General features: G+C 64.4%; 16 protein-coding genes. 9 read left to right on the forward strand and 7 right to left on the reverse strand.

Going from position 1 to position 17,487, the window contains the following annotated elements:
• Positions 1-13: 13 nt before the first annotated feature.
• From H8F01_RS08015 to H8F01_RS08035, 5 genes are read right to left on the reverse strand one after another with little or no spacing between them, the layout of a single operon-like run.
• The gene (locus tag H8F01_RS08015; RefSeq protein ID WP_187058470.1) at positions 14-1,222 is read right to left on the reverse strand and encodes an ABC transporter permease; all 1,209 of its coding nucleotides are present in this window, start codon (positions 1,220-1,222) and stop codon (positions 14-16) included.
• A complete protein-coding gene (locus H8F01_RS08020) occupies positions 1,219-1,953 on the reverse strand; it encodes an ABC transporter ATP-binding protein (RefSeq protein WP_187058471.1) in 735 nt (244 codons plus the stop codon). The genes H8F01_RS08015 and H8F01_RS08020 overlap by 4 nt, the downstream gene beginning before the upstream one ends.
• Complete coding sequence (locus tag H8F01_RS08025; protein WP_187058472.1) at positions 1,950-3,536, reverse strand: alpha/beta hydrolase; 1,587 nt, start codon at positions 3,534-3,536, stop codon at positions 1,950-1,952. Before H8F01_RS08025 ends, H8F01_RS08020 begins: the two co-directional genes overlap by 4 nt.
• A 12-nt stretch (positions 3,537-3,548) precedes the next feature.
• Positions 3,549-3,785, reverse strand: a complete 237-nt coding sequence (locus tag H8F01_RS08030) for a helix-turn-helix transcriptional regulator (RefSeq protein ID WP_187058473.1) — start codon at positions 3,783-3,785, stop codon at positions 3,549-3,551.
• Positions 3,782-4,393 carry a hypothetical protein gene (locus H8F01_RS08035; protein WP_187058474.1) on the reverse strand — a complete coding sequence of 204 codons (612 nt, stop codon included), beginning with the start codon at positions 4,391-4,393 and terminating at the stop codon, positions 3,782-3,784. Before H8F01_RS08035 ends, H8F01_RS08030 begins: the two co-directional genes overlap by 4 nt.
• Positions 4,394-4,860: 467 nt before the next feature.
• On the opposite strand from H8F01_RS08035, the gene H8F01_RS08040 reads away from it, so the two are divergent.
• From H8F01_RS08040 to H8F01_RS08055, 4 genes are all read left to right on the forward strand, one after another.
• Positions 4,861-5,427 (forward strand): fimbrial protein, encoded by a 567-nt coding sequence (locus tag H8F01_RS08040; RefSeq protein ID WP_187058475.1) that lies wholly within the window; start codon positions 4,861-4,863, stop codon positions 5,425-5,427.
• 71 nt (positions 5,428-5,498) lie between these two features.
• A complete protein-coding gene (locus H8F01_RS08045; protein ID WP_187058476.1) occupies positions 5,499-6,254 on the forward strand; it encodes a fimbrial biogenesis chaperone in 756 nt (251 codons plus the stop codon).
• On the forward strand, positions 6,251-9,064 hold the full coding sequence (locus tag H8F01_RS08050) for a fimbria/pilus outer membrane usher protein (protein WP_187058477.1): 2,814 nt from the start codon (positions 6,251-6,253) through the stop codon (positions 9,062-9,064). The genes H8F01_RS08045 and H8F01_RS08050 overlap by 4 nt, the downstream gene beginning before the upstream one ends.
• Positions 9,061-10,164, forward strand: a complete 1,104-nt coding sequence (locus H8F01_RS08055) for a fimbrial protein (protein WP_187058478.1) — start codon at positions 9,061-9,063, stop codon at positions 10,162-10,164. The genes H8F01_RS08050 and H8F01_RS08055 overlap by 4 nt, the downstream gene beginning before the upstream one ends.
• Before the next feature lie 10 nt (positions 10,165-10,174).
• Here the strand turns inward: H8F01_RS08055 and H8F01_RS08060 are convergent, their stop codons facing one another.
• Positions 10,175-10,507, reverse strand: a complete 333-nt coding sequence (locus tag H8F01_RS08060) for a hypothetical protein (RefSeq protein ID WP_187058479.1) — start codon at positions 10,505-10,507, stop codon at positions 10,175-10,177.
• A 264-nt stretch (positions 10,508-10,771) separates the two neighbouring features.
• The gene (locus H8F01_RS08065) at positions 10,772-11,515 is read right to left on the reverse strand and encodes an FAD-binding oxidoreductase (RefSeq protein ID WP_187058480.1); all 744 of its coding nucleotides are present in this window, start codon (positions 11,513-11,515) and stop codon (positions 10,772-10,774) included.
• A 94-nt stretch (positions 11,516-11,609) separates the two neighbouring features.
• Between H8F01_RS08065 and H8F01_RS08070 the strand changes: the two genes are divergently transcribed.
• The 5 genes from H8F01_RS08070 to H8F01_RS08090 all read left to right on the forward strand — a co-directional run bounded on the left by H8F01_RS08070 (position 11,610) and on the right by H8F01_RS08090 (position 17,466).
• Complete coding sequence (locus tag H8F01_RS08070; RefSeq protein ID WP_187058481.1) at positions 11,610-12,563, forward strand: ABC transporter ATP-binding protein; 954 nt, start codon at positions 11,610-11,612, stop codon at positions 12,561-12,563.
• Positions 12,560-13,333: an ABC transporter permease gene (locus tag H8F01_RS08075; protein WP_187058482.1), complete on the forward strand. Its 774-nt coding sequence runs from the start codon at positions 12,560-12,562 to the stop codon at positions 13,331-13,333. Before H8F01_RS08070 ends, H8F01_RS08075 begins: the two co-directional genes overlap by 4 nt.
• Positions 13,334-13,448: 115 nt before the next feature.
• Positions 13,449-14,168: a pseudouridine synthase gene (locus H8F01_RS08080; protein ID WP_187058483.1), complete on the forward strand. Its 720-nt coding sequence runs from the start codon at positions 13,449-13,451 to the stop codon at positions 14,166-14,168.
• A gap of 1,367 nt (positions 14,169-15,535) precedes the next feature.
• Positions 15,536-15,808 carry a hypothetical protein gene (locus H8F01_RS08085; protein ID WP_187058484.1) on the forward strand — a complete coding sequence of 91 codons (273 nt, stop codon included), beginning with the start codon at positions 15,536-15,538 and terminating at the stop codon, positions 15,806-15,808.
• Between the two features lie 218 nt (positions 15,809-16,026).
• Positions 16,027-17,466, forward strand: coding sequence for a sugar porter family MFS transporter (locus H8F01_RS08090; RefSeq protein ID WP_187058485.1), 1,440 nt, complete (start codon positions 16,027-16,029; stop codon positions 17,464-17,466).
• Positions 17,467-17,487 lie beyond the last annotated feature (21 nt).

Consider the following 17,487-nt stretch of genomic DNA (forward strand, 5'->3'; position numbering starts at 1 on the left):
CACCCGCGATGCATCAGCCCGAAATCGCCAACCGCTCCGATTGGTAAAGACGCGCCGTCGCCAGCACCGCCACCAGCGCAGCGGCGACGCTGCCTGCCAGGCATAGTCCGGCCTGCTGCGGAGTGAGACCATCGCCGCGCAGCAGCTGCATGATGCCCAGGTGCTGGCCCAACAGCGGCACCGCATACATCCAGCCTTGCGCCTTCACCGGCATGGTAGAGAGCAGGATGCTCGGAAGCACCGGCACGAACATGAGCAGCGACAGGTAGGTCTGCGCCTCGCGATAGCTCTTGGCGAAGGCGGCCACCATGGACTGCAAGGCTGCCAGCAGCGCGATCAGCGGCACCATCAGCAGCAGCACCTGGCCGCCGAAGCGGGGGCCCAGATCCAGTTCCATGCCCAGCTTTTCCGTGGGAATGAACCGCCCGACCACACTGAAGGCCAGCAGGCTGATCAGCAGGCTGGCCGCGGAGAAAGTGCAGATGGCCGCCAGCTTGCCCGCCAGGATCTTCCAGCGCGGCACTGGATTGGCAAACAGCGGTTCCAGCGACTGTCGCTCACGTTCGCCCGCGGTGAGATCAATGGCCAGGTACATGCCGCCGACAAAGATGGTGAGCACGAAAAAGTACGGCAGGATGGAGAACATCAACGCCGCGCGCGCCTGCGCCGTGGCCTGGTCACGCCTGGCGGCAACCACCGGCCACGCCGTGCTCGGCGAAAGGCCACGCGCCACCAGGCGCATCGCACCCTGCTGGCGCGCGTAGGTTTCCACTACTTGTGTCACGCGTTCCACGGCCGCATTGGCGTCGCGCTGCGAGGAGTCATAGATCAACTCCACCTGCACGGCCTCGCCCTTGCGCCACGCGTCGGCATAGTCGGGCGAAATGCGCAGCACCACGTCGGCATCCTGCTTGCGCACGGCAAGTTCCGGGTCGCCGATGGGCGCCTTGGGCACGATGCCCGAGGCCTTCAGCGCGTTGATCAGGTTGGGCGCGTGCGCGGCGCCAATCACCGGCACCGGCAAGGGCTTCTCGGCCTTGTCGAACTGACGGTTGAGCGTCACGTTGAGCATCATCACCAGGATCAGCGGCCCCAGCAGTGGTCCGGTCAAGAAGGCGCTGATGATGGTGCGGCGATCGCGCAGGTTTTCCTTCACCTCCTTGAGGAACACGGTGAGGAAGGCCCGCGTGCGCGTCATGGTGTTCGTCACGGGCTTGTTCATGCGGCGAGTCCTTCTTCGCTGCCGATGATCTTCACGAAGGCGTCCTCCAGATTCGCCTCGCCGGTCTGCTCGCGCAGCGCCTGCGGCGATTCGTCAGCCACCACGCGGCCGTTGGCGATCACCACGATGCGATCGCACAGCGCGGCGACCTCCTGCATGATGTGGCTGGAGAACAGCACGCAGCGGCCTTCGTTTTTCAGGCGCTGCATGAACTGGCGTAACGCACGCGTGGCCATCACGTCCAGCCCGTTGGTGGGTTCGTCGAGGATCACGTTGCGCGGGTCATGGATGAGCGCGCGCGCAATCGCGGTCTTCACGCGCTGGCCCTGCGAAAAGCCCTCGGTGCGGCGGTCGCCGATGTCTTCCATCTCCAGCGCCTTCACCAGCGCCTCCCGCCGACTGGCGATGACCTCCTCGGGCAAGCCGTGCAGGCGCGCGAAGTAGTCGATGTTCTCGCGGGCAGTCAGGCGCTTGTACAGGCCGCGCGCGTCCGGCAGCACGCCGAGCTGGCGACGCACGGCGAGTGCGTCCTTGGCGGCGTCGATGCCGTCCACCAGCACCTGTCCGCGGTCGGGCACCATCAAGGTGTAGAGCATGCGCAGCGTGGTGGTCTTGCCCGCGCCGTTGGGGCCGAGCAGTCCGGTGATCTCGCCGTCGCGCGCCTTGAAGCTCACCCCATCCACGGCCTTCACGACGCCAAACGCCTTGTGCAGTTCCTTTACCTCGATCATGGCGTCGCTCCGTTGAAATCGATGAACGTGGGCGTGACCTGCAGGCGCTTCAGGCAGGTGGCGTCCAGCGCCTTGGGGTTGAGGTCTTCGATGAAGTGCTTCACCAGCTGCGGTGCGCATCCGGCATTGATCACGTTGTGGCCCTGGCCGGTGAGCACGAAATGGCGCGAGTTGGGCAGGTTCTTCGCCACCTGCTCGCCATAGCGCGGCGGTGTTACCGGATCGAGCTGGCCTGAGAACAACAATGCCGGGGTATCGGTTTTCAGCGGCTCGTGGAAATCCGCCGGGCGCGAACCCTTGGGCCACACGGCGCAGGTAGTGCGCAGCGTATCCACCATGCGCGTGCCAAGAATGGTGTGTGCGTCTTCTTCGCGAGAGGTCAGCAGGTCCGCATCTTCACTGCAGATCACCGACAGCTGCATGCCGCCGTTCATGGTGTCCGACAGATCACCCGAGAGCAGCTTGGCCTGGCCGAGCAAAGGCCCCACGTCGCCATGGGCGGCGGCGTCGATGGACAACGGCAGCAGGGCTGCGGTGAGCGGCGAATAGGCAAACATGCGCACCACGCTGGCCAACGAGTACTCGCTCAGCGTGCGCTGCACGGTCTGGTAGTTCTGCGGGTCGCGGAAACTCACCTTGTGCGGGTTGGCACGCAGCGCGTCGCGCAGCTGGTAAAGCGTCTGGTACGGGTCGCTGAAGCGCTTGCGGCAGGCCTCGTTGGCGGTGCACTGGGCAAACTGCAACTTCAGTGCGTCATCGAGGTTGCGCGCGAAGTCCTCGCCCAGCACCAGCTCATTCGGCACCACGCCGTCCAGCACCAGGCTACGCACGGCCTGCGGATAACGCATGGCGTACTGCTGCGCCATGCGCGTGCCGTAGGACACGCCGACCAGGTCGAAGGTGGGCGAGCCCAGCGCCTTGCGCACGTCTTCCAGGTCCTGCGCCGCAATGGTGGTGGTGTAGTAGCGCGGATCGGCGTGGTCTTCGAGTTGCTTCAGGCAGCGCAGGGTTTCCTGCTTCTGCCGGTCCGCGCTGGCGTCGATGTCTTCCGAACCGCCTTCGGTGCCCTCGCCTTCGTCCTTGCAGGTCAGCGGATGGGATCCACCGGTGCCTCGCTGATCGAGCAGTACGACGTGACGATGCGCGGTGAGCGGTTGCAGCGCCGCCGATACGCCCGGCCACGATTCGGTGGCCGCCTGGCCGGGACCGCCCGCCAGCATCACCAGCATGTCCTTGCTGGCGACCTGGGCGCTGCTGCGGATGACCGCGAGTTTCAGCGCGATCTTGCGGCTGTGCGGGTCATCGCGGTTCTCCGGCACCTCGAACGGCGCGCACCAGGCCGCCGTCGAGAGGCCACTGTTGGGCTGCCCCAGTTCGCAGGGGGTCAGCGTGAGCGAGCCGAGTTTCCATGTCGGCGGAACCACCGGCGTTGACGGATGATCGACCGGTGCACTTGTCGTAGCGGTGTCGGCAACATCGCTCGCCGGCACGCTGGATGCCGGATGGAAATTCTTCCATCCCAGCGCGGCCAGTCCGATGACTACTGCGCCGATGCGCAAGGCCGTTCGGCCCTTGATTGCCATGGGTGTTCTCCCTCACTCCATTGGATGGCGCGAAACCGCGGGCGGAACCACCGCCTGCGCCTCGGGCTCGAAAATCGATTCGATGGACAGACCGAACAGCCGCGCGATCTTGAAGGCCAGCGGCAGGCTCGGGTCGTACTTGCCGGTCTCGATGGCATTCACGGTCTGGCGCGACACGTCCAGTCGTTCGGCCAGGTCGGCCTGCGACCAGCCGCGATCGCCGCGCAGTTCACGGATGCGGTTGATCATTCGCGGCGCGCACGCATGACCAGGAAGGCACGAACCACGCCGTAGACAACACACAGCGATGGATACACGAAAAGCAGCACCAGGCCGCCATCCAGCACCAGCAGCCTGGCCGCGCACAGAAACCCCAGCGCCATGCTGACCATGCTGATGATCGATGCGCTGATGGCGATGGCGTCCAGATGCTGCTGGCGTTCCATTTCGTCGCCGGCCAGCACGTAGCGCACGCAGGCCACGATGGCCCAGCCGATGGGCAACATGGGCGAAAGCACCAGCAACAGCTTCAGCGCCCCGGGCGGCATGCCTTTCTGCAGCGGCCACAGATAAAGCATGACCACCATATAGGTGAGCATGGCCGGCAGGAATTCGCGCATGTAGCGGCGATCGGCCGGGCGACAGCGCTCGCGTCGGATGGCCTGGCCGATGCGCATCATGAACATGAGCGTGGCCGCGAACACCGCCAGCCCGATCAACCGAGGCAGCACGGCCTGCTGGGTCAGCAGCCAGAAATCGGCCGCCATGGCGATACCGGCAAGCAGCGCCGCCGTCCAGCGCCCCCAGGCCGGCCAGGCATCCATCGCGCCCCAGGCCCATCCACGTGGCGCGCTCACGGCGCACCTCTTGTCTTAACAACGCGTTCCATGCCGCCTCCCGCCACATGTCAAGTTGCCTTGACACCAAGCTACGCTCAGGGCCGAAACGTGTCAAGCACGCTTTACACGCGCACCGGTTATCGACCATCCCGGCCGGAACTTGAGGGGCCTTGGAACGAAACCCTCCCCAAAATGTGACGCAATTTGCACATTGCCCCGTCCTTGGGCAGCGCGAAGTGACCAAGCGGGGCTCACCTGGTCATCACATAAATTTAACGTTGACCTCTCATTTCGGCCTGCGACGCGGGTTTGCCCAAACCCATACGCATTGGCACGTGGATTGCTTAATGGGTCGTCAAGCAATCGGGAGCCAGCCTTGCAGCCGGCGGCCCGATAGCCAAAACCGCGCAATCGGGGGCCCACGCCCACGGTCCGGAAGCGCATCAAAAAACGATGTATCCACTAAACGTTTAAAGGACTTGGGTATGAAGAAGCTTCTCCTTTCCGCTGTTCTCGTCGCCTCGCTGGGTGCCGTGGCCGTGGCCAACGCCGCCGGCACCAGCACCGGCACCATCACCGTCACCGGCACCGTGGTCGCCTCGACCTGCACCGTCGCCGTCAACGGTTCGCAGAACCCGACCGTGCCGCTCGGCAACATCATCGCCAGCATGCTGCCCGCCGGCGGCACCGCTGGCTGGCAGCCGGTCAACATGGTCATCGGCAACTGCACCGCTGTGTCTGGCTACAACAATGTCATCCCGTACTTCAGCGGCAGCGGCATCGACACCACCAATGGCTATCTGAAGAACACCTTCGGTACCGGCGCCAGCAACGCGGAAGTTGCACTGTCCACCAGCCAGTCCGCCGGTGGCGTGCTGACCCTGCAGAACGCATCGGGCAGCCAGGGCGCCAGCTCGATCGCCCTCAGCAACCAGGGCGGCAACTCGGCCACGATCACCTACTACGCTGGCTTCGTGAACCCGACCGTCTCCACGGCAACCAGCGCCGGTGGCGTCAACGCCACGGTTCAGTACGCACTGAACTACCAGTAATCCGGGACTGCGTCGCTGCGGCTGGCCTGTCGGCCGCAGCGCCTTCTCCTCTCTCTCTTCCGGGATTCCCCATGAACAGCACGATCCGCGCCCTTTCCGGGGCGTTGCTGGCCGCTGTGTGCGTATTTGCCGGCACCAGCCACGCCTCGGTCATCATTACCGGCACGCGCGTTGTTTTCCCCGCCAAGGCGGGTGAGGTCACCGTACGCCTGACGAACCAGAATTCGTCGCCGGCGCTGGTCGAATCCTGGATCGACGATGGCGACGCCCAGTCCACCCCGGACAAGGTGAACACCCCGTTCCTGATCACGCCGCCGCTGTTCCGCATGGAACCGAATCGTGACCAGAGCCTGCGCATCATGTTCACGCACAGCGACCAGCCGTTGCCGGCCGATCGCGAAAGCGTGTTTTACCTCAATGTGCTGGAAGTGCCGCCGAAGCCGAACATGCTGCAGGCGCAGGCCCCGGCCAATTACATGCAGTTCGCGATCCGTTCGCGCCTGAAGCTGTTTTACCGTCCCGATGGCCTGCAGGGCGACCCGGCCAAGGCGCCATCGCAGGTGACCTTCAAGGCAGCCATGAAGAATGGCAACGCCGAGCTGGTCGTGCACAACCCCACGCCGTACTACGTGACCATCAGCCACGTGTCGGTCACCACCGGCGGTGCGGCACACAAGGGCGACAGCGGCATGGTTGCGCCGATGGCCGACCTGCACCTGGCCATTCCCGGCCTGACTCAGGCGCCCGCCGCAGGCAGCGCCATTGAATACGGCAACATCAACGATTTCGGCGCGGACACGACCCTCAAGGGCACCGTCTCGCCATGACCCATCGCCACGCCACCCACCAGCGCAGTGCACGCTGGCCCGTGGCGTGCACGCGCGCGCTACTGTGTTCAGCGATCACCTCGGTATTGCTGGGTTGGGGCAGCCTCGCCATGGCAGCGGCGGCCACCGGTGCCGATGCGGCGCCGGCAACAGGTGCTGACGCCAGTGCGGGTGGGTACGCGGACTTCGACCGTTCGCTGCTTTCCGGCGCCGGCCAGAACACCTCCGACCTTTCGCGCTTCGAGCACGGCAATCCCGTGCTGCCGGGCAACTACAACGCCGACGTCTATATCAACAACGCCTGGGTGGGTCGCAGCGACATTCGTTTCGTAGCGACGGATGCAAAGAGCAACGCCGCAGCCTGCGTAGACCGCAAGCTGCTGGAGCAGTTGGGCCTGCACCCGGCCGACCTGTCCGAGGAGCAGAAAGCCCAGCTGGCGGATCCCAACGCCTGCGTCCGTTTCGACAGCCTCATTCCTGGTGCGACACTGACTTTCGACATGAGCCAGCTGCGCCTGGACGCCAGCGTGCCGCAGATCTACATGAGCCGCTATGCGCGCGGTTACGTCAGCCCGGAGTACTGGGATGCCGGTGTCCCCGCAGCGCTGCTGAACTACAACTTCAATGCGTACCATAGCAGCAGCAGCGGCGTGAGCCAGTCCACCGCCTATCTGGGCGTGAACGCCGGCCTCAACGTGGGTGCCTGGCACCTGCGCGAACAGGGCACCATGCTGTGGGCTTCCGGCATTGCCGGCACACCCGCGCATACGCAGTGGCAGAACATCCAGACCTATCTGCAGCGTGACATCGCCTCGATGCGCGCGCTGCTCACCATCGGCGATAGCTACACCGATGGCGCCGTGTTCGACAGCTACGGCATCCGCGGCGTGCAGCTGGGCACCGACGACCGCATGCTGCCGCAGTCGATGCAGGGTTACGCCCCGCTGGTGCGCGGTGTGGCGCAGACCAACGCGCGCATCAGCGTGCGCCAGAACGGCGTAGAGATTTACCAGACCACCGTCGCACCCGGTCCGTTCTCCATCAACGATCTCTACCCCACTGGTTACGGCGGTAATCTCGACGTGACGGTGACGGAAGCGGACGGCCGCGTAAACACCTTCGTGGTGCCCTATGCGTCGGTGGCCCAGTTGCTGCGTCCGGGCATCACACGCTTCGATATCGCCGCCGGCGAACTGCGCGCCAACAGTATCAACAGCCACCCGGCGGTGGCTCAGGCCGCGATCCAGCACGGCTTCAGCAACCTCTTGACCGGTTATGCGGGCATCGCTGCCTCGCAGGGCTACGGCGCCGTATTGGTCGGTGGCGCAGTCGACACGCGCTACGGCGCCCTGGCGCTGGATATCACACAGGCCAACGCGCATATCCCGGGCTACTCGACGCAGTCAGGCCAGAGCTACCGGGTGACCTACAGCAAGATCATCCCGTCGACGCAGACAACGTTCTCCGTGGCGGCGTATCGCTATTCCACCGGTGGCTTCCTGACCTTGACGCAGACTGCGCTGGCTCGTCAGTACGCACGCGATGGCCTGGATGCTGCGGGCGCGCTCGCCGCGCAGAACGTACCCACCATCGATGGCGTGCCGGTGCAGAGCGTGTTGACGCCCGCGCAACAGGCTGCGCTGTCGGGCTCCGCGTTCACCACCAACCCCATCGTCTCGGCCACTGGCGTGCTGCGCCAGCGCAGCAATTTCACGCTGTCGCTCAACCAGGTGCTGGGCAAGAGCGGTGGCTCGGTTTATGCCAATGTGAGCGCCAGCGATTACTGGAACCAGAGCCGCAACCAGACCCAGTTCCAGCTTGGTTACAACAATCACTTCCGCCAGCTCAGCTACAACCTGTCGGCCACCCGCTCAGCGACGCCGACGGGGCGCTACGACAACCAGTATTTCCTGTCTTTCAGCATTCCGCTGGGCTCGGGCGCGCACGCGCCGAACCTGGCGCTGAACCTGACGCACGACGAAGCCGGCACCTCGCAAGAGCAAGCCATGCTCAATGGCACGCTGGGCAGCGATAACCAGTTCAACTACGGCGCCAGCGCCACGCATACGTCGGGCAGCAACAACGGCAGTAGCAGCGAAGGCAATTCGGGCAGCGTCTACGGCGGTTATCGCAGTCCGTACGCGGTAGTCAACGCCAGCTACGGCAACGGCAGCAATTATTCGCAGGCTTCGGTGAGCGCATCCGGCTCGGTGGTGGCGCACCCGGGCGGCGTCACGTTCGGCCAGCCAATCGGCGACACCGTGGGCATCGTGTACGTGCCTGGCGCGGCAGGCGCCACGGTGAACGGTGGCGCCGGTGTGCGCATCGACCGCTTCGGTTACGCCGTGCTTCCGTTCCTCGCGCCTTACACCATCAACTCGGTCGAGATCGACCCCAAGGGCCTGCCACTGGACGTGCAGCTCGATGCCACCAGCAACCAGGTGGCGCCCTATGCCGGCGCGGTGGTGATGGTGAAATTCAAGACCCAGACCGGCCGCAGCGTGATCTTCCGTGCACGCATGGCTGATGGCTCCGCCCCGCCGTTTGGCGCGGAGGTGGTGAACCAGAAGGGCGTGTCGCTGGGTGTGGTCGGCCAGGGTGGCCTGATCCTTGCGCGTGGCGTGGAACAGGCCGGCGTGCTGATGGCGCGCTGGCAGGACGACAACGGTGACGACCGAGCTTGCTCGTTCTCCTACGACCTGCCGGCGAAGACCAAAGCCAAGTCGACCGAACAGAAGTACGAGCAGTTCAACGTCACCTGCAAGGCCGACATCGCTCCGGTCGCACAGGTCGCAAAGGCAGCCCCATGATGCAGATCGCCTCCCTGTTCCGCCGCCCGCTGGGCCTGGCCGCCTTGCTCCTTGCGCTGTGCGGCTTCATCGGCGTTGCGCCCGCGGCGATGGCGGCTGGCGCCACCCCCTCGTGCAGCGGCGGGCCGTCGGGCAGTCTTTCGATGCCAAGCGTCACCGTACCGTCCAATACCCCCGTGGGCACTCTGCTGGGCAACCCGGTGACGATAACCGCCACCTTCAATTGCAACGGCGTGCCCAGCGTGCCGGCCGCTAACGGCGGCACCAATGCCGCGGGCATCCAGGTGTTCAACCTGAAGGCAAGCCAGTTGTATCCCCAACAGGTGCCGTCGCCGTCCAATACCAACATCACGGTGCTGACCTACGCGACCAGCGTGGCAGGCATCGGCCTGCAGCTCACCATCACTCCGGGCATGAGCGGTTACGACTCCACACCGGGTGACCAACAAGCCAACGCTTATATGGTGGGCAATGTACCTGCACCGAGCGGTAGCCTGACCGTGACCTACACGGCTCAGTTGGTCGTGATCAACAACAACGGCGGGCAGATCGGCTACGGCACCATCCAGGGAACAACCCTGCTCAACTACTACTGGTATGTGCGCGGCTGCCAGTCCCTCAGCGGTGGCTGCAACGGAGCCCAGGTCAGTGCAAGTCTCAATTCGACGCTTTCGCTCAATGGTGGAGCGGTGGTGGCGCTGCCCACTTGCACCATCGATGCCGGATCGCAGAACAAGGCAGTGACACTGCCTGCCATCACGACCACCACGATGAATGGCAAGGGCAACACCAGCGGTCTGACGGCGTTTTCCATCGGACTCACCTGCCAGAGCGGCGCCAATCTCTCGGTGACCCTGACCAGCTCCCAGTCCACCTCAACCGCTGGCGTCATGAACTCCACCGGCAGTGCGAACGGCGTGGGCGTGCGCCTGCTCGACCAGAACCAGCAGCCGATCCAGTGGAACACTGCAACCGCGCTCGGCACCGTGTCGAGCACCACGGTCTCTCTGCCCTATTACGCGCAGTACTACCAGACCGGCAACAATGTGACTATCGGCAAGGTCTCCGCGCAGGCCACTATCACCGTGGCTTACCAGTAGCGATCCGCACTTATTCGTAGGTGCGAATGGTCAGCTGTGCGTCACCCGCCCCCGCATAGCTTGCGTAGTAATTGAGCAGGCGGTCCTGCGAGCCCAGCACGGACTCAAGGGAAACCACCTCTTGTCGATACATGGAGGCATGGGCAGGTTGACCATTCGGTTCGAGCCCGCAGCCGCCCATCGACCGGCCAAACGACGCCGGCGTGCCTTCCGTGCTGCAGGTGGGTGCGACCACACCGCCCACGAAGGTGATCGTGCCACTCGCACTTGCATGCGCCCACGACGCGCCCAGCGCCAAGGCGACCACGCAACCCATCCAGGTCCTGCGAATCCAGCCCTTCATAAATGCCCCTTCCCGCGCCTCCTGCGGAAAGAGGAGGTGCATGACGGGTCTATCGGCGTGGGCCCCTGAGCCTTGATATGCAAAACCCGGGCAGGTGTTGGCAACGTGAACTGCGTCACGTTTTTGGCGGGTGTCGGGAAGCCGACTCGTAGAACTACGGATGGGGACGGACGAGGGGCGTCGCCGGGCTGCTCCCCTTAGCGGCCAGTCTCAGCGGAACTTGAGGGCCTTGTTGGGCAACGGTTTAGAAACGATTCCCGCGTGTCAGCGTGAGGAAACGTACTTCTCGCGACGGATATGCATCACCGGCAGGCCGAAGTCCTTCAGGGCGGCAAAGGCCGCGTCGACCATGTTGGGGTTGCCGCACAGGTAGGCGATGTCCCGGTCGGCGCTGGGCGCCAGCTCGGCCAGCACGGTCTGCACGTGGCCCGCGCGGTCGTTGGGGCGGGGCACGTCGCGGGGCTGGCGGCTCAGGCAGCCGTGGAAGCTGAAGCCCGGGTTGGCCTGGGCAAAGGCTTCGAACTCGTCGCCGTAGAGCAGCTCGGTCTCGTTGCGGGCACCGTACAGCAGCACCACTTCGCGCCCCTGCTTCACCAGCTCGGCAATCTGCGGAAGCATGGCGCGGTACGGCGTGACGCCGGTACCGGTGGCCAGCAGCAGGTAGCGGGCATTGGTGTCGCCGGCCTGCAGGCAGAAGCGGCCATACGGGCCGCTGGCGCTGATTTCGCCACCGATCGGCAGCTCGCCCAGCAGCTTGGTGGCCGCGCCACCCTCCACGTAGCTCACCGCGATCTCGATGCGCTGCACCGGCGAGGAGCCGTCGCCCACGGTACCCACCGAATAGCTGCGCTTGGTGGCGGTGCCGTCGTCGTAATGGAAGTGGATCTGCAGGAACTGCCCCGGCGTAAAGCTCAGCGGCTGGCCATCGGCGCGCTCGAACGCCATGTGCCGCACGGTGGGCGCCAGCATGGTGGAGTCGACGAGACGGAGCGGGAAATGGTCGGCCATGGGTCTTCCGGGGGAAACAGTGAGGGTCCCGTTCCTGAACGGAGCGGTGTGGCAAGCCACGTATAATAGAAGGCTGGCCCCTTCGGTGCAGCCCATGTCCCCTGATTCAACACCCGCGCTGGTCGTCGAAAACCTGCGCAAGACCTACAGCAACGGCGTCGAAGCCCTCAAAGGCATCAGTCTCACGGTCCAGCCTGGCGATTTCTTCGCCCTGCTCGGCCCCAACGGCGCCGGCAAATCCACCCTCATCGGCATCCTTTCCTCTCTGGTCAACGCCTCCGGCGGCGACGCCAAGGTGTTCGGCGTGTCGGTGAACCAGCAGCGCGGCAAGGCCATGCAGCTGATCGGCCTGGTACCCCAGGAGATCAACTTCAACCAGTTCGAGAAGCCGTTCGACATCTGCGTCAATGAGGCCGGTTTCTACGGCATTCCCCGCAAGATCGCCGCCGAACGCGCCGAGAAGTACCTGAAGGAACTGCGCCTGTGGGACAAGGCCCACCATCAGGCGCGCATGCTCTCCGGAGGCATGAAGCGCCGCCTGATGATCGCCCGCGCGATGATGAACGAGCCCAAGCTGCTCATCCTCGACGAGCCAACCGCCGGCGTGGACATCGAAATCCGCCGCTCCATGTGGCAGTTCGTCAGCGGCATCAACGCCGCCGGCACCACCGTGATCCTCACCACGCACTACCTGGAAGAGGCCGAAAACCTCTGCCGCAACATCGCCATCATCGACCACGGCACCATCGTGGAGAACACCTCGATGAAGCGCCTGCTGGCCTCGCTGGACGTGGAAACCTTCGTGCTCGACGTGAACCACGTGCCTGCCGACCTGCCCGCCATCCACGGCATCACCCTGCGTCGCATCGACGACCACACGGTGGAAGCGGAGATGGCCCGCTCGCACGACCTCAACTCGCTGTTCGCCGCGCTCTCCGAGCACGGTGTCACGGTGACGTCGATGCGCAACAAGACCAACCGATTGGAAGAACTGTTCGTGCGCCTCGTCGAAAACGGCCGCAAGGAAACCACGGAGAAGGCCGCATGAACGCCGCCGGCAACCTCGTTGCACTCAACACCATTGTCCGGCGCGAGATCGTGCGCATCATGCGCATCTGGACGCAGACGCTGATCCCGCCCGCCATCACGATGACGCTGTACTTCGTCATCTTCGGCAAGCTGATCGGCAGCCGCATCGGCCAGATGCATGGCTTTACCTACATGCAGTACATCGTGCCCGGCCTGGTCATGATGAGCATCATCACCAACAGCTACGGCAACATCTCCAGCTCGTTCTTCGGCGCCAAGTTCAGCCGCGCCGTGGAAGAAATGCTGGTGTCGCCCATGCCCAACTGGGTGATCCTGCTGGGCTACGTCACCGGCGCGGTGACCCGCGGCCTCGTGGTCGGTGCGCTGGTGCTGCTGATCGCGCTGTTCTTCACCGACCTGCACGTGTCTCACCCGCTCATCACCTTCTTCTCGGTGCTGCTGGGCGCCACGGTGTTCTCGCTGGCCGGCTTCGTCAACGCCGTGTTCGCCAAGAAGTTCGACGACATCGCCCTGGTACCCACCTTCGTGCTCACCCCGCTTACCTACCTGGGCGGCGTGTTCTATTCGGTGGACCTGCTGGGCGAGCCCTGGCGCGCCATCTCCATGGTCAACCCCATCCTGTACATGGTGAACGCATTCCGCTTCGGCGTGCTCGGCGTGAGCGACGTGAACATCTGGGTGGCCTTCGCGGTGATGCTGGTGTTCGTGTTCGGCCTGGCCGCCGTGGCGCTGAACCTGCTCAAGCGCGGCGTGGGCATGCGTTCGTAACAGACGAGGAAAAGGTAGGAGCGCACCTTGTGCGCGACCGAAGAGTTTCAGTGCACCGCTTCGCCGGGTTGTCGCGCACAAGGTGCGCTCCTACAGAAGAACCAAAGATCCATCCATGCGCGTCAACAAATACATCAGCGAAGCCGGCATCTGCTCCCGCCGCGAGGCGGACGAAATGCTGCTGGCCGGCCGCGTCACCATCAACGGTGAAGTCGTCACCACCGGCGCCAAGGCGCTGGAGGGCGACGAAGTGCGCGTGGATGGCGAAGTCGTCAAGGCGCGCATCCTGTCGCATGCACCGTCGACCAAGCGCGCGGTGTACATCGCGCTGAACAAGCCAGTCGGCGTCACCTGCACCACCGACAATGCGGTCAAGGGCAACATCGTTGACTTCGTCGACCACCAGGAACGCATCTTCCCGATCGGCCGCCTGGACAAGGATTCCGAGGGCCTGATCCTGCTCACCAGCAACGGCGATATCGTCAACGAGATCCTGCGTTCAGAGAACAACCACGAGAAGGAATACCTCGTGGCGGTGAACAAGGCGGTCACTGACGAGTTCCTGCAGGGCATGGCGCGCGGTGTGCGCATCCATGGCCAGATGACCAAGCCATGCAAGGTGCGCAAGATCGCCAAGTTCGGCTTCGCCATCATCCTTACGCAGGGGCTGAATAGGCAGATACGCCTGATGGCAGCGGCGTTTGGTTATCGCGTGACGCAGTTGCGGCGAGTGCGCATCATCAATGTGAAGCTGGGGCATCTGAAGCCCGGGCAGTGGCGCAATCTGACGGAAGCGGAGTTGAAGGGGTTGTTGCCTCAACGTACGCAGTGGTGATGGGCTATGGCGCTGTAGCGCGGCGGGCTGGACTTCTTCCTCTGCGGCTATCGCGCCTGCTTTCTCCCTCTCTCCTCCGGGAGAGGGTTGGGGTGAGGGGGCAGGCTTGCCTTATCTCTCCGTCGGAGTCGTCATTCCGGCGGGGGTCGGACAAGCGCGAAGAGCGGCCCAGTAGGGCGAGCGCAGCGAGTCATCCAGAGCCCTTGGTGTTGTTTGGTTATCGCCCTGCAGCTTCTTTCTTTTGACCGTCATTCCCGCGAAGTCGGGAATCTAGTGACTTTGCTGTGGGCCCTTGCTCTGGGCCTCCGGTCTCGCACTCTTCCGCGATCTGGCCGCTTACGCAGCGGGGGCGTTTCGACCTCCTGCCGGAGGCCGAGTCACTTTTCTTTGCTGGCCCAAAGAAAAGTAACCCAAAGAAATGGCCTTAAAGGCTGGCAGCATGCCGATGGGATAAGCCCGAACGGCTGAGGAACGGTGTTGCTTGGCAACCTTCGCCTCTACACAGCGGGTACTTCCAAGCGCTTCGCAACGCGCCGAAGCGCAGAGGACTTAACGCGGAGCGTCGTGCCGCGAAGCGGCACATCCTTCCTTGCCACTAGGACTTTCACGTTGAACATCACCTGTCGCTCGTCCTCTCCCGTTCGGGAGAGGACTGGGGTGAACACTGAGGCGAGAAAGAAACGGGCTTCACACGGTGCGAGAAACCCCTGTAGGAGCGCACCTTGTGCGCGACCGCAGCGCCATGTCGATACCGCTCCGTCAGGTGGTCGCGCACAGGGTGCGCTCCTACAGACAAGCTGAGCCGGCGTGCGATACGCCGTAGCGTCCCGCGACGCGATGTGCAGCGCAGCTGCACGAGCCTTCGGCTCGACGCTTTTGACCTACCCGCCCCCTTGAGCGGCGGTGAGGGGCGGACGACAGGCCCGCAGGGGGATCGGCAAGGATGCCGATCCCTTTTCGACAGGACAGGGACGTCCTGTCGAAAAGCCCGGCCGACCCTCACGGACTGGCCGGCTCTATCGGCCAGCGCCGCGATGGGGTGCCCCTTTCTTTTGGTTACTTTTCTTTGGGCAAGCAAAGAAAAGTGACCCGGCCTCCGGCAGGAGGTCGGAACGCCCGCCGCGTAGGCGGCCCGGTCGCGGTAGCGCACGAGGCCCACGGCCAAGAACAAAGTCACTTGCCCCCTGCCCATGCCCCCTTTTGTGGGGTTCGCAGGGGTGATGGCAAAAGCATGGAGCGGCAAGGTCAGCACAAAACCAACCGCGCCAAACCTCACCACACCACCATCGCGTTCCTTTCAGACTCCTCCCATGGATCACCTCCCGCCCTATGCCGACCATGCAGGGATTCCCCCTCAACGATCCGGCATGAACATGTCCGCCACCCGCCCCTTCTCCGGCACCGCCCTACTCGGCTGGTCCGCCCTCAATTTCATCCCCGCCTTCCTGATCTACCAGCTCATCCACGACAACATGGGGGTGATCTACTTCTTCTTCATTCCACTGGCGTCGGTCGCCACGTGGGTGGTTACCCTGCCCTTCGGACTCATGACCAGCCGGTTCAAGGAATGGGTGGCAGGCGGCGCGCTCGGGACGGTCTGGTCTGTCCTGCTGTGCGCGAGCTTGCTCGGTCACCCTTAACCGCGCATCACTGCTGCAAAGCAGCACTCAGTTCGCGAATTCGTATCGCCATGACCGCCAGACCTGGGCCTCGCGCGCACCACCGAAGGGTGCAGGTGCAGCACCCTTCGAATCACCCCTTGCACTCGGCCATGCGCCCCCTCAGGTGCATACGTATTCACTTCGATCATTCGGCGACGTCATCGCAGAATCGCCGGACTGAAGTTTGGGGAGAGGCCATGAATCTGAATTCCGCACCGGCGCCGAAGAACGCCGTCGATGACCTGGGACAGCACGCCACCGCGCGCGTGGTGTTGATTGCCGCCGCCGCCGCACTGGGCGGATTCCTGTTTGGCTTCGACACCGCCGTGATCAACGGCGCGGTGGATGCCATCCAGGGCAGCTTTGGCCTGGAAAAGACTCAGGTTGGTTTTGCCGTGGCCTGTGCACTGCTGGGTTCGGCGGTCGGTGCCTGGTTCGCCGGATCGCTGGCCGATCGTTTCGGCCGCGTGCGCACCATGCAGGTGGCCGCGCTGTTCCTCGCGCTCAGCGCCGTGGGCGCGGGCGTGGCGGCCAGCGTGGGTACGCTGATCTTCTGGCGCCTGGTTGGCGGCATCGGCATTGGCGTGGCCTCGGTGATTGCCCCCACTTACATCGCCGAAGTCTCCCCGGCCGCTGTCCGCGGCCGCCTTGGCTCGTTGCAGCAACTGGCCATCGTGCTTGGCATCTTTGCGGCCCTGCTCAGCGATGCCTGGCTGGCCGGCACGGCCGGCGGCGCGGCGAGCCCGCTCTGGCTGGGCCTGGGCGCATGGCGCTGGATGTTCCTGGTGGCGGTGGTTCCCGCGCTGATCTACGGCTCGCTGGTACTGGGCGTTCCCGAATCGCCGCGCTACCTGGTGGCCAAGGGCCGTGCCGCCGAAGCGAAGGAGGTGCTGCGCAAGGTGCTCGCCATCACCAGCGACACCGCGCTGGATGCCAAGGTGAAGGACATCCAGGACAGCCTGCATTCGGAGTACCGCCCCACACTGAAAGATCTGTACAGCCCGGGCCATGGGCTGCTGCCGGTGGTGTGGGTCGGCATCCTGCTGTCAGTGTTCCAGCAGTTTGTGGGCATCAACGTCATCTTCTATTACTCCAACACCTTGTGGCATTCGGTGGGCTTCAGCGAAACGGATGCGTTCTCCATTTCGGTCGCCACGTCGGTGGTCAATGTGCTGGTGACGCTGATTGCCATTGCGCTGGTGGACCGCATCGGCCGCAAGCCGCTGCTGCTGATCGGCTCGGCAGGCATGACGGTCACGCTCGGCGCCATGGCGCTGTGCTTCTCGCAGGCCATCGGCAGCGGCGAAGCGCTCAGCCTGCCGGCCCCGTGGAATATCGTGGCGCTGATCTCGGCCAATGCGTATGTGGTGTTCTTCGGCATGAGTTGGGGACCGATGGTGTGGGTGCTGCTGGGCGAAATGTTCCCCAACCGCATCCGCGCCATCGCGCTGGCCGTGGCTGCCGCCGCCCAGTGGCTGGCCAACTTCGCCATCACCACCAGTTTCCCGCCGCTGGCCAAGCTGGGCCTGCCCTTCGCCTACGGCCTGTACGCCGCCTTTGCCCTGTTGTCGCTGCTGTTCGTGGCGAAGTGGGTCCGCGAAACCAAGGGCCTGGAGCTGGAAGACATGCAGGGCTGAGCCCGCACGCCGGGTCTGACG

This window comes from Dyella telluris (assembly GCF_014297575.1).
Classification (GTDB): domain Bacteria; phylum Pseudomonadota; class Gammaproteobacteria; order Xanthomonadales; family Rhodanobacteraceae; genus Dyella; species Dyella telluris.